Here is a 13734-nt window from a genome sequence, read left to right as displayed (position 1 = left end):
GCCCGACTTTCATGAAAGTTGGGCAAGTCGGGAAAGGGGGCGGCGGGCTACGGGGTGGAGACGGCGGCGGCGAGGCGCTCCTCGGCCCGACCGAGGTGCTCCGCGAGGACGGCGGCGGCCGCCTCGCCGTCGCCGTCCGCGATGAGCTCGAGGATGCGCTCGTGCTCGGCGAGGATCGTGTCGACCGAGATCAGCCCGCGGCCCTGCACCTGCGCCATGCACTGCCGCACCTCCTCGGTGAGCGAGCGGTAGGCGCGGCTCGTGCGCTCGCTGCCCAGGGCGTCGACGATCGCCGAGTGGAACCGCAGGTCGGGGTCGACGATGTCGACGCTCGAGCCGCCGAGGTGCGTCGCGATCTCGGCATCCGCCTCGGCCGCGGCATCCGGCCGCCTCCGCTCCGCCGCGAGCTCGCGGATCGCGGCGCTCTCGATGCGCCGCCTGGTGCGGTAGACGTCGCGCACCGCGTCGGCGTCGAGGCGACGGACCCTCGCGCTCCGGTGCGCGGTGCGCTCGAGCACGCCCTCGGCGACGAGTTTCTCGATCGCGGCCTTCGCGCTCGGCCGCGCGACGGCGAAGCGACTGGCCACCCAGGCCTCGGTCACGGCCCGCTCGGGTTCGAGCTCACCGCCGATCGCGGCCGCGCGCAGCGCCTCGGCGACGGCGTCGACCACGCCGGTGACCCGGATCCCCTCGACCATGCGCTCGCCCTTCCGCGCGTCAGTATACTTGTCCGACCATCTCGGTATACTTGTCTAACAATCTGGAGCCACCAATGTCGCCTGCCGCCGTCGCCAGCGTCCTCGACTCCGCCCTCCTCGGCGAGCGCGTCGCGGTGAGCGAGCGCTCCATCGACCGCTTCGCGAAGGCCCACGACGCCTCGCACTACCTCTTCGTGCCCGAGGCCCTCGTCACCCCGGACGACGCCGATGCCGTCGCCGCGGTCTTCGCCGCCGCGCGGGCCGCCGGCCGCAGCGTGACGTTCCGCTCCGGCGGCACGAGCCTGTCGGGCCAGGGCGTCACCGACGAGCTGCTCGTCGACACCCGGGCGCGGTTCCGAGGCATCCGCATCGGCGACGCGGGGCGCACCGTCCGGGTCGAACCCGGCGCGACCGTGCGCCAGGTCAACCAGCGGCTCGCGCGCCACGGCCGGAAGCTCGGCCCCGACCCGGCCAGCGAGATCGCCTGCACCATCGGCGGCGTCATCGCCAACAACTCGAGCGGCATGGCGTGCGGCATCACCCAGAACGCGTACCGCACCATCGCCTCGCTCACGATCGTGCTCCCGAGCGGCACCGTGCTCGACACGGGAGCCCCCGACGCGGCCGAGCTCCTCGCCACCCACGAGCCCGAGCTGCACGCGGGGCTGCTGCGGCTCCGCGAACGGCTGCTCGCTTCCCCCGCGGCGGCCGAGTTCGTGCGCCGGCAGTTCTCGATGAAGAACACCATGGGCTACGGGCTGAACGCCCTGCTCGACTTCGCCGAGCCGCTGCGCATCCTCGAGCACCTGGTCATCGGCAGCGAGGGCACGCTCGCCTTCGTCGCGGAGGCCGTGTTCGACACCGTACCGCTGCTCCCGCACGCGGCCACCGCGCTGCTCGTGCTGCCCTCGCTGCGCGAGGCCACGGCCGCACTCCCCGCGCTCGTCGCGACGGGTGCGGCGACGATCGAGCTGATGGATGCCACGTCGCTCCTCGTCGCCCAGCGCGCCGCCGACGTCCCCGTGCAGATCGCGGCGCTCGACGTCGACGGGCACACGGCGCTCCTCGTCGAATACCAGGCCGAGACCCCCGAGGTGCTCGATGCCGCGCTGACGGGAGCGGCACCGCTCCTCGACGCACTCCCCCTCGCCACACCCGCCGCGTTCACCTCCGATCCCGCGGAGCGAGCCGCGCTCTGGCACGTGCGCAAGGGTCTCTACACGACGGTCGCGGGCGCCCGGCCGAGCGGCACCACCGCGCTGCTCGAAGACATCGTCGTACCGGTCGAGCGGCTGCTGCCCACCTGCGAGCGCCTCATCGAGCTCTTCGCCGAGCACGGCTACGACGACTCCGTGATCTTCGGCCACGCGAAGGACGGCAACCTGCACTTCATGCTCGGCGAGCGCTTCGACGACCCCGCGCAGCTCGCCCGCTACGAGCGCTTCACGGAGGACCTCGTGCGGCTCGTGCTCGAGCAGGGCGGCTCGCTCAAGGCCGAGCACGGCACCGGACGCATCATGGCGCCCTTCGTGCGGCGCCAGTACGGCGACGAGCTCTACGAGATCATGCTCGAGGTGAAGCGGCTGTTCGACCCGAGCGGACTGTTGAACCCGGGCGTGGTGCTCTCCGACGACCCCGACTCGTACCTGCGCAACCTGAAGCTCGTGCCCACCGTCGAGGCCGAGGTCGACCGCTGCGTCGAGTGCGGCTACTGCGAGCCGACGTGCCCGAGCAAGGACCTCACGCTCACCCCGCGTCAGCGCATCGCGCTCCGCCGCGACATCGCGAGCGCCGAGGCCGCCGGGGACACCGCCCTCGCCGCCGAGCTGCGCGACGACTACGAGTACGACGGCGAGCAGACCTGCGCCGTCGACGGGCTCTGCGCCATCGCCTGCCCGGTCGACATCAACACGGGCGACCTCGTGCGCCGGCTCCGCGCCGAGCGCCGGAACCCGGTGCTGAACGCCGGTTGGTCGGCCGCCGCTGCGGCGTGGGGGCCCGTCACCCGCCTCGGTGGGATGGCGCTCACCGTCGCGAACGCGCTGCCCGCCGCGCTGCCGCGCGCGGCGACGACCGTGGGGAGGGCGCTGCTCGGCCGCGACACGGTGCCCGAGTACGACGGCGGCCTGCCGCACGGCGGCGTGAAGCGCCCCGAGCCCGGCGGCGACCCCGAGACGGCGGAGGCGGTGTTCTTCGCGGCCTGCATCGGCACGATGTTCGGCCCGGAGCCCGGCGGCATCGGGGCGACGGCGGCACTGCTCGAGCTCGCCGAGCGGGCGGGCGTGGGGCTCGTCGTCCCCGAGGGCATCGGCTCGCTGTGCTGCGGCACGCCGTGGAAGTCGAAGGGCTACCTGGACGGCTACCGGACGATGACCGAGCGGGTGCTGCCCGCGCTCCTCGCCGCGAGCGACGGGGGCCGCCTGCCGATCGTCTGCGACGCGGCATCCTGCACCGAGGGGCTTACGACCATGCAGGACCTCGCGGCGGCGGCGGGGCGCGAGGCTCCCGAACTGCGGTTCGTCGACGCGACCCAGTTCGCCGCCGAGCGGATCCTGCCGCGGCTCGAGGTGACCGCGCCGGTCGGTCGGGTCGCCGTGCATCACACCTGCTCCACTGCCGTCCTCGGCGCGGGCGGCGCGATCGACCGCATCGCGCGCGCGGTCGCAGCCGAGGTCGTGCTGCCCGACGACTGGAGCTGCTGCGCGTTCGCGGGCGATCGCGGCCTCCTGCACCCCGAGCTCAGCGCGAGCGCGACCGCCCGCGAGGCGGCCGAGGTCGTCGCCGCCGACGCGGACTGGCACGTCTCGGCCAACCGCACCTGCGAGATCGGGATGACCCGGGCCACCGGCCGCCCGTACCGTCATCTTCTCGAACTGCTCGAGGTGGCGACGCGGCGCTGACGCCCGCCGCCGGCGGGCTGCACGAGATTTCTCGAAAAATCTCGAGTTCGCCGGTAACGCTTTGCCCTCTGGTGGAAACAGAGCAATTGAGGTGGCCGGCGCGGTCCGCAGGTTCGGGGGAGCTTCGGACCCCGGCCATCCTCAACATCCGCTCGGGCCGGGGCTTCAGACCGCGGCCAGACGAGGCACCACCCAGACGAGACACCGGGCGCCGCCCGGAGCACGCACCGTGCCACTAGTGCAGGCGCGGGCTCCACTGCAGCACGGTCCCCACCGCGCCGATCCCGCTGACGCCGACGATGCGGCCATGCAGCTCGTGCCGCACGACGAGCTCCTCGCTCTCGTCGAGCCGCGGTCGGCCGCACGCCGGTGCGCCCACCCCGGAGACGACGAGCCCGTGCACCGTCGCGAGGTACGAGCTTCTCGGCAGGTAGACGCCGGGATCCTCTCCCACGCCGAACGCGTGCAGCACGGACCGCGCCGCATGCATCCCCTGCGCCGCGGCATCCTCCCAGTGGTCGATACGCCAGCTGCCGAGCACCTCGTCGTGGTGCACGGCCACGCCGCCCGCGGCGAAGACGTCCGGCGCCTCGGCGCGCAGCCGACCGTCGACGTCCACACCGTCGGGCCAGGGGTCGGGCGCGGCCGGCTCGGTGCCGAGCGCGAGCAGCACGAGATCGGCGGCGACCCGTTCGCCCCCGTCGAGCTCCAGCGCGACCCCGTCGTCGACGACCGCGATGGCCTCGACGGTCCGGCCGAAGCGTGTGCGCACGCGCGCCCGGTGCTCGGCGGCGAGCCGCTCGGCGACGGGTGCGCCGAACGCGGCGACGCCGGGCACCCGGCTGCGTGCCACGAGCGTCACCGTGTGCCCGGCCGTCTGCAGCTTCGTTGCGGTCTCGGCGGCGATCACCCCGCCGCCGAGGATGGCGATCCGCGCGGGCGCGGCGAGCCCGGCGAGCCGCTCCCGGAGCCGGACCGCGTCGGCGAGGGTATGCAGCCCGTGCACGAGACCGGCCGCGCGCGCCTCGGCGCCGCCGGGGAGCCCGGGCGGTAGACCGCGCGGCCGGCTTCCAGTCGCGACGACGAGTGCGTCGTACCCGAGCCTGGAGCCGGAGGCCAGCCGCAGCTCGCGGGCGGCGACGTCGACCCCGTGCGCGGTGTCCGCGACGAGGTCGACCTCGGGCAGCGGCAGCGCGACGGCCTCCGGCGGGAGGGGGCCGAACGCGACCCCCGGGATGAGCATCCGCGTGTACGGCGTCTCATCGCTGCGGGCCACGAGCGTGACCCGGGTGTCGCCGCGCGACGCGAGCGTCCTGGCGGTCCCCACCCCGGCGGCTCCTGCCCCCAGGACGACGACGTGGCGCGGCGACACGTTCGCTACGCCATGTTCGCGGCGTACTTCGCCGGGTCGGAGTCGAACGCGGGACCGCAGCCGGCGCAGCAGAAGTAGTAGCGCTCGCCCTCGTAGTCGCGGAACAGTCCGGCGGCCTCGGCCGCGGCCTTGCTGACCGGGCTGCCGACCATCACGGGGCACGTGGTCTGATCGTCGGCGGAGCCCCCGCCGAGCAGGTTCGCCTTGCCGTGGCCGCTGACCGCGGCGCTGTGGGCGGCGTCGCTCGCCGCCACGCCGGTGCTGCAGCAGGAGTTCGCCTGGGTGTCGTTCGTCATGATGGTGCCTTTCGTGTTCTGGATGGTGGTGCAGGTGGAACTGGACGGCTCGGCCGTCAGGGCTTGGCGACGCTTCGGAATCCGCGCAGCCGCAGGCTGTTGCCGACGACGAAGACGCTCGAGAACGCCATCGCCGCCCCCGCGAGCATCGGGTTGAGCATGCCGAGGGCCGCGATCGGGATCGCCGCCGTGTTGTACGCGAAGGCCCAGAACAGGTTCGTCTTGATCGTGCTCAGGGTCTTGCGGGAGAGCCGGATCGCGTCGACCGCGCTGCGCAGATCGCCTCGGACGAGCGTGAGGTCGGATGCCTCGATCGCGACGTCCGTGCCGGTGCCCATCGCGAGCCCGAGATCGGCCTGTGCGAGGGCGGGCGCGTCGTTCACGCCGTCACCGACCATCGCGACGACCTTGCCCTCGGCTTGGAGGCGGGCGACGACGTCGACCTTGTCCTGCGGCAGCACCTCGGCGTACACGTGCTCGATGCCGACCTCGGCCGCGATCTGGTGCGCGACCGCCTCGTTGTCGCCGGTCAGAAGCACGGGGGTGAGCCCGAGCGACTTCAACTGGGCGATGGCCTCGGCGCTCGTCGGCTTCACCGTGTCGGCGACGACGAGGATGCCTCGGGCCCGGCCGTCCCAGCCGATCGCGACGACCGTCTTGCCCTCGCCCTCGGCGCGGGCCTTGGCTGCGGCGACCTCCGGGGAGAGCGTGAGCGCCCAGTCGGCGAGCAGCGACTCCCGGCCGATGACGACGGAGGCGCCGTCGACGATGCCCTGCACGCCCTTGCCCTCGACGTTGGCGAAGTCCTCGGGCGCGGGCAGCTGCCCCACCTCCTGCGTCGCGGCCTTCGCGATGGCCTGCGCGATGGGGTGCTCCGAGGCATCCTCGAGGGCGCCCGCGAAGCGGAGCAGCTCGGCCCGGTCGACCCCGGGCTCCGTGACCACGTCGACGAGCGTCATCTTGCCGGTGGTGACCGTGCCGGTCTTGTCGAGCACGACGGTGTCGATCTTCCGCGTGGACTCGAGCACCTCGGGACCCTTGATCAGGATGCCGAGCTGCGCCCCGCGGCCCGTGCCCACCAGCAGGGCGGTCGGGGTCGCGAGACCCAGCGCGCAGGGGCAGGCGATGACGAGCACCGCGACCGCGGCGGTGAAGGCGGCGGCGACCGGGAACCCGGCGCCGATCCACGCGCCCAGCGTGACGACGGCGACCACGATCACGATCGGCACGAAGACCCCCGAGATGCGGTCGGCGAGGCGCTGCACCTCGGCCTTGCCCGTCTGGGCGTCCTCGACGAGCTTCGCCATCTGCGCCAACTGGGTGTCCGAGCCGATGCGGGTCGCCCGCACCACGAGCCGGCCGCCCGCGTTGACGGTCGCGCCCGTGACCGGGTCGCCCGCGCCCACCTCGACCGGCACGGACTCGCCGGTGAGCATGGAGGCGTCGACCGCGGAGCTGCCGGAGACGACCACGCCGTCGGTGGCGATCTTCTCGCCCGGACGCACGATGAACTCGTCGCCGACCGCGAGCTCCTCGACGGGGATCTTCACCTCGGCGCCGTCGCGCAGCACCGAGACCTCCTTGGCGCCGAGCTCGAGCAGCGCGCGCAGCGCGGCACCGGCCTGACGCTTGGAGCGCTTCTCGAAGTAGCGGCCCGCGAGGATGAACATCGTCACACCCGCCCCGACCTCGAGGTAGATGTTCGCGGCCCCGTCCGAGGGCGCGATCGTGAACTCGAACGGGTGCGTCATGCCCGGGACGCCCGCCGTGCCGAAGAACAGCGCGTAGAGCGACCAGAGCAGGGCGACCGAGGTGCCCATCGAGATGAGCGTGTCCATCGTCGCGGCGCCGTGCTTGAGGTTCGTCCAGGCGGCCTTGTGGAACGGCCAGGCCCCCCAGACGATGACCGGCGCGGCGAGTGCGAGCGAGGCCCACTGCCAGTAGGTGAACTGGAAGGCGGGGATCATCGCCATCGCGATGACCGGGACGGTCAGCACGATCGAGCCGATGAGCCGCTGGCGCAGCGAGATCAGCTCGGGGTCGTGGTCGGCGTCGTCCGCCGCACCGGTTCCGCCGCGCTCGCTCGACTTCGGCGCCGGGAGCACCGCCGTGTAGCCGGTCTTCTCGACCTCGGCGACGAGCAGTGCCGGGTCGTAGCCCTCGGGCACGGTGACCTTCGCCTTCTCGGTCGCGTAGTTGACGGTGGCCTGCACGCCGTCGAGCTTGTTCAGCTTCTTCTCGATGCGGTTCGCGCAGGAGGCGCAGGTCATGCCGCCGATCTCGAGCTCGATGCCCGTGCCGCCCGTGAGGGGTGCCGTGGTACTCATCAGTGCGCCTCCCCCGCCGTTCCGACCGAAGCGTCGATCACGAACTCGGCCGTGTGCACTGCGCCGTCGACCTGGAAGTCGAGGTAGAGCAGGTACCGGCCGGGCGTGGGGGCGCTCGCGGCGAAGGCGATCTCCGGGCCGCCGGTCGATCCGGCCTCGGGCTCCTCACCCTCCGGGTGCACGTGCAGGAAGGCGAGATCGCCCTCGCGCAGCGCCACGAGGTGGCCGAAGGCGCCGAGGTACGGCTCGAGTCCGGTGACGGGCGTGCCGTCGCGCTCGACCGTCAGCGTGAGCTCGCTCGACGCGCCGGCGGTGAGCTCGCCGTCGATGGTGACGACGAAGCCGTCGACCTCGCTGCGCCGCGTCGGCTCCGCGGTGACCGGGTTCAGCTCGCCGGCCACGTCGAGCGTGCGGGTCAGGGTGACGCCCTCGGCGTCGTCGCCCGCGGGCGTGAAGTCGGCGTAGAGCCGGTAGCTGCCGGCCTCGTCCCACGTCCAGGGCAGCGACCAGGTGCCGCTCGCCGCGTCGAGCGCGGGGTGGACGTGCCGGAAGCCGGCGCCGTCCGAGCGCACGACGATCGTGTGCAGCTCCCGTTCGTGCGAGGTCGTGTACTCGGTGACCGGGTGGCCCGAGGCATCCAGCACCTGGAAGCGGAGCTCGCCCGCTTCGCCGACCGCACCGGGTGCGGTCACCGGCGAGAGCAGGTACCCGTCGGCGTCGATCGAGACGCCGTTGGGTCCGTGCGCCGCCATCGCGGCGCCCTCGGCGCCGCCTTCTCCGTGCATGTCCATATCGCTTCCTTCCGCCCACGCTGCGACGAGGCTGTCGGGCACGACGACCCCGGCGAGCGCGAACGCGCCCCCGAAGGCCACCGCGAGCCCCGCCCCGTAGAGGGCGAGTCGTGCCCCGGCCCGCATCAGATGCGCACGGCCGAGTAGCCGGCCTCCTCGACGGCGGCGAGCACCGCCGCGTCGTCGATCTCTTCGGCCGAGCTCACGACGAGCCGGCCGGTCTGCGCGCTGACCTGGATGTCCTGGATGCCGGCGAGTTCGCCGACCTCTTCGCGAATCGACAGCTCGCAGTGCCCGCAGGTCATGCCGGTCACCTGGTACTCGTTGGCGGTCATCGCTTCTCCCTTTCGCCGCTCGTACCCGTCGGGGTACCTGTGCACGAGATAACGATATACCCTCCGGGGGTATTCCGCGAACCGCGCCCGGGCGTCGTCGGGAGACGACGAAGGCCCCGGATGCTCCGGGGCCTTCGTGAGGTGTCGCGGATCGGCGACGACCGAATGGCGCGGGCGCCCTACGGGGTCGTCATGCGCCCGCCACTCGCCGCCGCGCGAGGAGCGCGACGAGACCGGCCGCGATGAGCAGCACGCCCGCTGCGGGCCATCCCTCCGGGACGCCGGTCTTCGCGAGCTCCGTCGGGCCGCCCTGCTGGGCCGGCGTCGACGACGCCGGCGCCGCCTCGACCGTCACCGTCTGCGCGGCGTCGTTCAGGTCGCGATGCGTGGCGACGGGATCGGCGACCCCCTCCTGCGTCAGCGTCTCGAATGCGACGAGCTGCTGTCCGGCATAGCCGGCCGGGACGGTGAAGGAGACGTCCACCGAGCCATCGGGCGTCGACGGCGTGAAGGTGGCCGAGGCGCGGATGCCCGTGCCGGACCCGTCCGCCTTCCGCATGAGCTCACCCGTCACGGTGTACCCGACTCCGGGCGTGAGGTGCTGGTAGGCGATGGTGTCGATCGCGGTGCCTCCGGTCCACGGCAGCGTCTGGTCGCCGTCCGCCTCGTCGACGAGCGTCGTGCCGATGACGGGCGGCACGACGTCGCCGGTCCAGGCCGCCGCGGCGCTGGCCGTCGAGACCGCGCCCGCCGGAGCGACGAGGGCGATGGTCTGCGCATGGTCGGCCTCGGTCGGCGTGCCGCCGCGCACGGTCGGCACGGACACGATGCGGCCGCCGACCGTCGAGCCCTGGGCGGTCGCGGTGACCGTCGCGGTACCGGGCGCGCTCGTCCCGCGCAGGTCGAGGTACAGCTCCTGCCCGTCGACGACGGCGTCCTGGTCGATCGGCGTGCCCGCGGCGTCGGTGATCGGAACCACCGGCTCGGCCGCGACCCGCACGCTCGGGCGATCGGTGGTGACGATGAACGGTCCGACCAGGGTCCCGGCCTCCTGCGGGGCGGTGGGGCCGGAGATCGAGAGGGTGATGGAGAGGTCCGCGGGGGTCAGGCCCCCGCTCGCCTCCGCACCGTCGACGAGGTAGCGGTAGGCGGCCTCCGAGTTCGGGGTCTCCCAGGGCCAGGCGGCGTCGAAGCCGAGGTCCGTGTAGCGCCAGATCGCATACTGGGCCGCTTCGAAGGCGTCGGCGGCCGTGATCCCCGGCGCCCCGGCTGCCGATCCGAGCTCGGCCAGCGGCACCGCGGGATAGCTGTTCGCGAGGATCCACATCACCTTGCTCTGCACGACCGGATCGGTGAACAGGTTCTCCCCGAGGAAGTCGTCGACGACGCCGATCGTGCCCTCGACGCGGGTCAGTGCGGTCACGTCGTGCTCGATGCAGTACGCCCAGAGGTCGGGCTCGCCCGGAGCGGAGGGATCGGCCGGGGTGTCGAGGTAGATCGGGAACGCGCCCGTGCCGCCGTATCCCTGCCGCGTGCCGAGATAGACGGAGTCGCCCGCCTCCGGCGCCGCGACCGCCGCCACTGCCGGTGCGACGAGTGCGGCACCGAGTGCCAGGACTCCGATCGCACCCATCGCGCGAAATCGACTCGCCCGCTTGGTCTTCACCATTCCACCGCTCCTTCGCTTCCGGCGCACGCCGGATCTCCGCCAGCATCAACGTATCCAGAACGGGAGGGGGGTATCCAGCGGTGATCCGGAAAGCCCCCCGAACCGGGGTGATCCGAGACCGTTCAGCGCCCGCCTGAAGCGCGGCGACGCCGGCGCAGTGCGAGTGCGCCGCCGCCCGCGAGGAGGATGGCGAGGGCCGCGGGCAGCGTGGGGTCGATGCCGGTGCCGGCGAGGCCGGCCCCGCTCCCGGACCCGCCGGCGGCATCCGCCGCGACCGCCCACACGCCCTGCGCATCGTTGTCGGTCGGCGAGGCATCCGTGTCCGTGTCGATGGTGGGCACGACGAGCGGGCCGAACTGCTCGACGACCGTGTCGACGAAGCCGTCCCCGTCGAGGTCGCTCAGCTCGGCCGGGGCGACGTAGGCGACGTTTCTCATCGTGACCGCACCGGTCGGGACGGCCACGATCCGCGCGACCACGCGCAGCGCGGGGCCCTCCTCGCCCGCGGGAAGCTCGGCGGAGGCGGTCGCGACCCCGCTCGAGACCCGGTAGCCGTCGCCGGACATGCCGACGAGCTCGACCCCGGCCGGAAGGAGCTGCGTGATCGACCAGCCGGCGGGTGCTGCGCGCGGTCCCGCGTTGTGCGGGACCAGCGTCCAGGAGAGCGTGTCGCCGGCCCGCAGCACCGCATCGCCGGCGAGGTCGAGCCGTTCCGTCAGGGAGAGATCGATGCAGCTCATCGGATACAGCACCGGAGCCTCGCTCAGCTCGAGCACCTCCGCGCCGCCGCCGTCGTACCACAGGGCGCCGTCGAGATACCCGGTCGCTCGGCAGTTCGAGCCCCAGTCGTTCGGCTCGTCGTAATCACGGGCGTCCACGGCGACCGGACCCCCGCCGGGCAGTGACTGGAGCGCCGGCGCGGTGTCGTCGCCCTCGACCGCGTTCGCGAACGCCCGGACCGCCGTGGATGCCTCGGGGAACACGTTCCCGGTCACGAGCACCGGGTCGCGGAGCGTGCGACGCTCCGCCTCGGGGGACGCCGCATCGGCCGTGCCCACCGAGACCCAGGTGCCCGCACCGCGGAAGGTGTTGCCCTGGACCACGATCCCCGAGGACGAGTACGAGCCCGCCAGCGCCCCGTCCTGCCAGAGCGGCTCGACCGAGACGGCGACCGCACCGTCCGATTGCTCGACGGCGTTGCCCGCGATCGTGAGGCCGTGCGCGCCGCCCGCGGTGACGAACGCGGGCTGCCCCGACACGGTGGCGCGCTCGATCGTGACGTCGCTCGTGCCCTGCAGAACGTGGATCCCGTCGCCGTTGTCGGTCATCTCGACGTCGTGGATGCGCAGGTCGTGGCTGATGCCGTCGCCCGGGTTCGTCACCACGAACAGGCCGACCGTGGCATTGCCCGTGAACGTCGAGCGGCTCACCTCGAGATTCGCGACGCTGCGACCGTAGAGCGCGCGTTCGACGACACCCGACACGGTGGCGTTCGCCACCGTCGCCCCGTCCGTCGCCGAGTAGAAGAAGCCGTACGAGCCCGCGTCGATCGAGGCGCCGTCGACGTGCACGTCCGCCGAGCCGTACGCCCGGAGGATCGCCGCCCCGGTGACGGAGGTGACGCCCTCCCGGCCGTGGACGACGAGGTCCGACGCGGTGACGCCGGTGGACTGATGCACGACGAGCGCCGCGCCGGTGAGCTCTGCCTCGATGTCGCTGACGACCGCGTCGACGGCGCCGAGCAGGTAGACGCCGTGCGACGCGGCGGCGGCCCCCGTCACCGTGACGTCGGTGATCCTGAGGTCCGCCCGGTCGGCGCCGGGCGGCATCGAGGATTGGCTGCCGACCGCGTAGAGGAACCCGGTCGCCGTGAGGGTCGTGACGGTCGCCCGACCCGCGTTCACGAGATTCACGCCGGTTCCGCCAGGACCCCACGATCCCACGTCGAGGACCGCCCCGGTGACCGACGCGCCCTGCGTGGAGCCGAGCGTCACGGCGCCGAAGGCGGTGATCCGCGGTGCGGTGATCACGGGGCCGGCGCCGGTGTTGTCGAGGTGGGTCGTGATGCCGTACATCATGCCGGTCACGACGACGTCCTCGATCTCGGCGCTCGAGGACCGCAGCACGAGGATGCCGGTCGACTGGGCCGCGTCCGCCCCGGTGATGCGCGGGCGGACGACGCTGGGCGTCGCGGTGGTGCCGAGCGCGATGCCCTCCCGGCTCGTGCCCGTGATCGTCGCGTCGGTGATCGTCGGCCCCGCCGCGGTGCTCGTGGTGGCGGTGCCGATGCCACGGGCGAACCCCGTGACGGTCGCCCCGTCCACCACGGCCGCGCTGGAGTTCGCCAGGTCGATGCCGGTGCCGGTGCCCGCGGGCCCGGCGATCTCGACGGCGGTGACGATCGGCGCCGCGGCCGAGCCGAGCGCGAGGCCCGAGATCTGCGCGTCGATCCGGCCGCCGGTGATCTCGATACCGGCGGTCGTCGCCGCAGCGGCGACGACCACTCCGCTCGCGACGCCGGTGATCGCGGCGTCGGTGATGGTCGCCGAGCCGGTGGTGAGGTTGACGCCGTAGGAGGATGCCTCGCCGCCGCCGTCGATGGTGAGCCCGTCGATCACGACCCCGGTCACCCCGGCCGCGAGCTGGACGCCGATCGGCCGGGCGACCGGCGTGGGGTTCTGCACGGTGAGGTCGCTGAGCACGACGCCGGAGCCGGTCACCGAGACGATCGCGCCGGTCGCCGCGGCGGCGACCACCACGTCGTCGGCCAGCGCGAGCCCACCCGCCGACACGGTGAAGCGGGCGTAGAGCGTGGAGGCCGCGGCGCTGTCGATCGTCACCGTGCGCGAGACCGCGAGCGCGCCGGTGAAGGCGTAGTCCCCTGGGTCGAAGGACACCGTGCCGCCCGTCGGTGCGGCGTTCAGCGCCGCATGGAGGGGAAGGAGGGCCGCCGGGTCGGCCGGCCGCTCCGCCGGGGTGCCGACCCAGGCGATCTGCAGCGCGTTCGCGTTCGGGATGACCGAGGGGTCATCCGGCGGAGTCTCGACGATCGAATCGTCGATCACGGGAGCCGGCTCGTCGAGGCCGTCCGGAACGTCGGAACCGCCGGGCGGCGGCGGGTCACCGGTGGCGGGGTCGTCGGGCGCGAGCAGCGCCGGACGAGCGCTCGACGGAGCCGGCTCGGCCACCGCCGGGCTGCTGGTCAGGCAGACCGCGCCGGCGGCGACCCCGAGGCAGATCAGCGCGCCGAGCCAGGGCGACCGCATCCCACGGCGTCGACGAACCGTTTCCGCATTGCCCATCGGATCCCCCCGGAACCGCCGGCCGTGTTGGGCGGGCCGACCCT

The 13734-nt window shown here is 73.3% G+C and carries 9 protein-coding genes; 1 reads left to right on the top strand and 8 read right to left on the bottom strand.

All coding sequences use genetic code 11. The features are described 5' to 3' along the window. Nucleotides 1-47 precede the first annotated feature (47 nt). Nucleotides 48-698, bottom strand: coding sequence for a GntR family transcriptional regulator (locus M3147_RS13595; RefSeq protein WP_251204004.1), 651 nt, complete (start codon nt 696-698; stop codon nt 48-50). Nucleotides 699-772: 74 nt separating this feature from the next. Between M3147_RS13595 and M3147_RS13590 the strand changes: the two genes are divergently transcribed. Continuing rightward, entirely contained in the window at nt 773-3598 is a 2826-nt protein-coding gene (locus M3147_RS13590; protein ID WP_251204003.1) for an FAD-binding and (Fe-S)-binding domain-containing protein, read from the top strand. 235 nt (nt 3599-3833) lie between these two features. Here M3147_RS13590 and M3147_RS13585 read toward each other — a convergent pair whose 3' ends face one another. The 7 genes from M3147_RS13585 to M3147_RS13555 form a co-directional block, all read right to left on the bottom strand. Further along, the gene (locus M3147_RS13585) at nt 3834-4970 is read right to left on the bottom strand and encodes an NAD(P)/FAD-dependent oxidoreductase (protein ID WP_308201071.1); all 1137 of its coding nucleotides are present in this window, start codon (nt 4968-4970) and stop codon (nt 3834-3836) included. A 5-nt stretch (nt 4971-4975) separates the two neighbouring features. Continuing rightward, on the bottom strand, nt 4976-5266 hold the full coding sequence (locus M3147_RS13580; RefSeq protein WP_251204001.1) for a YHS domain-containing protein: 291 nt from the start codon (nt 5264-5266) through the stop codon (nt 4976-4978). 56 nt (nt 5267-5322) lie between these two features. Continuing rightward, entirely contained in the window at nt 5323-7593 is a 2271-nt protein-coding gene (locus tag M3147_RS13575) for a heavy metal translocating P-type ATPase (protein ID WP_251204000.1), read from the bottom strand. Beyond that, complete coding sequence (locus M3147_RS13570) at nt 7593-8510, bottom strand: heavy-metal-associated domain-containing protein (RefSeq protein WP_251203999.1); 918 nt, start codon at nt 8508-8510, stop codon at nt 7593-7595. Before M3147_RS13570 ends, M3147_RS13575 begins: the two co-directional genes overlap by 1 nt. Then, the gene (locus M3147_RS13565; protein ID WP_251203998.1) at nt 8510-8719 is read right to left on the bottom strand and encodes a heavy-metal-associated domain-containing protein; all 210 of its coding nucleotides are present in this window, start codon (nt 8717-8719) and stop codon (nt 8510-8512) included. Before M3147_RS13565 ends, M3147_RS13570 begins: the two co-directional genes overlap by 1 nt. Before the next feature lie 190 nt (nt 8720-8909). Beyond that, complete coding sequence (locus M3147_RS13560) at nt 8910-10388, bottom strand: VaFE repeat-containing surface-anchored protein (RefSeq protein ID WP_251203997.1); 1479 nt, start codon at nt 10386-10388, stop codon at nt 8910-8912. 122 nt (nt 10389-10510) lie between these two features. Continuing rightward, nucleotides 10511-13654 (bottom strand): right-handed parallel beta-helix repeat-containing protein, encoded by a 3144-nt coding sequence (locus M3147_RS13555; protein WP_251203996.1) that lies wholly within the window; start codon nt 13652-13654, stop codon nt 10511-10513. Between the last annotated feature and the right edge of the window lie 80 nt (nt 13655-13734).

Source organism: Agromyces mediolanus (genome assembly GCF_023715325.1).
Taxonomy (GTDB): Bacteria; Actinomycetota; Actinomycetes; order Actinomycetales; family Microbacteriaceae; genus Agromyces; species Agromyces mediolanus_A.
Note: the sequence above shows the minus strand (reverse complement) of the source record. Positions and strands in the feature narration are given on the sequence as shown.

Bases quoted from the DNA above. Each gene is read 5' to 3' on its own strand.
- M3147_RS13575 (WP_251204000.1), bottom strand. From the start codon at position 7,593: ATGAGTACCACGGCACCCCTCACGGGCGGCACGGGCATCGAGCTCGAG.
- M3147_RS13590 (WP_251204003.1), top strand. From the start codon at position 773: ATGTCGCCTGCCGCCGTCGCCAGCGTCCTCGACTCCGCCCTCCTCGGC.
- M3147_RS13555 (WP_251203996.1), bottom strand. From the start codon at position 13,654: ATGCGGTCGCCCTGGCTCGGCGCGCTGATCTGCCTCGGGGTCGCCGCC.
- M3147_RS13580 (WP_251204001.1), bottom strand. From the start codon at position 5,266: ATGACGAACGACACCCAGGCGAACTCCTGCTGCAGCACCGGCGTGGCG.
- M3147_RS13595 (WP_251204004.1), bottom strand. From the start codon at position 698: ATGGTCGAGGGGATCCGGGTCACCGGCGTGGTCGACGCCGTCGCCGAG.
- M3147_RS13565 (WP_251203998.1), bottom strand. From the start codon at position 8,719: ATGACCGCCAACGAGTACCAGGTGACCGGCATGACCTGCGGGCACTGC.
- M3147_RS13560 (WP_251203997.1), bottom strand. From the start codon at position 10,388: ATGGTGAAGACCAAGCGGGCGAGTCGATTTCGCGCGATGGGTGCGATC.
- M3147_RS13570 (WP_251203999.1), bottom strand. From the start codon at position 8,510: ATGCGGGCCGGGGCACGACTCGCCCTCTACGGGGCGGGGCTCGCGGTG.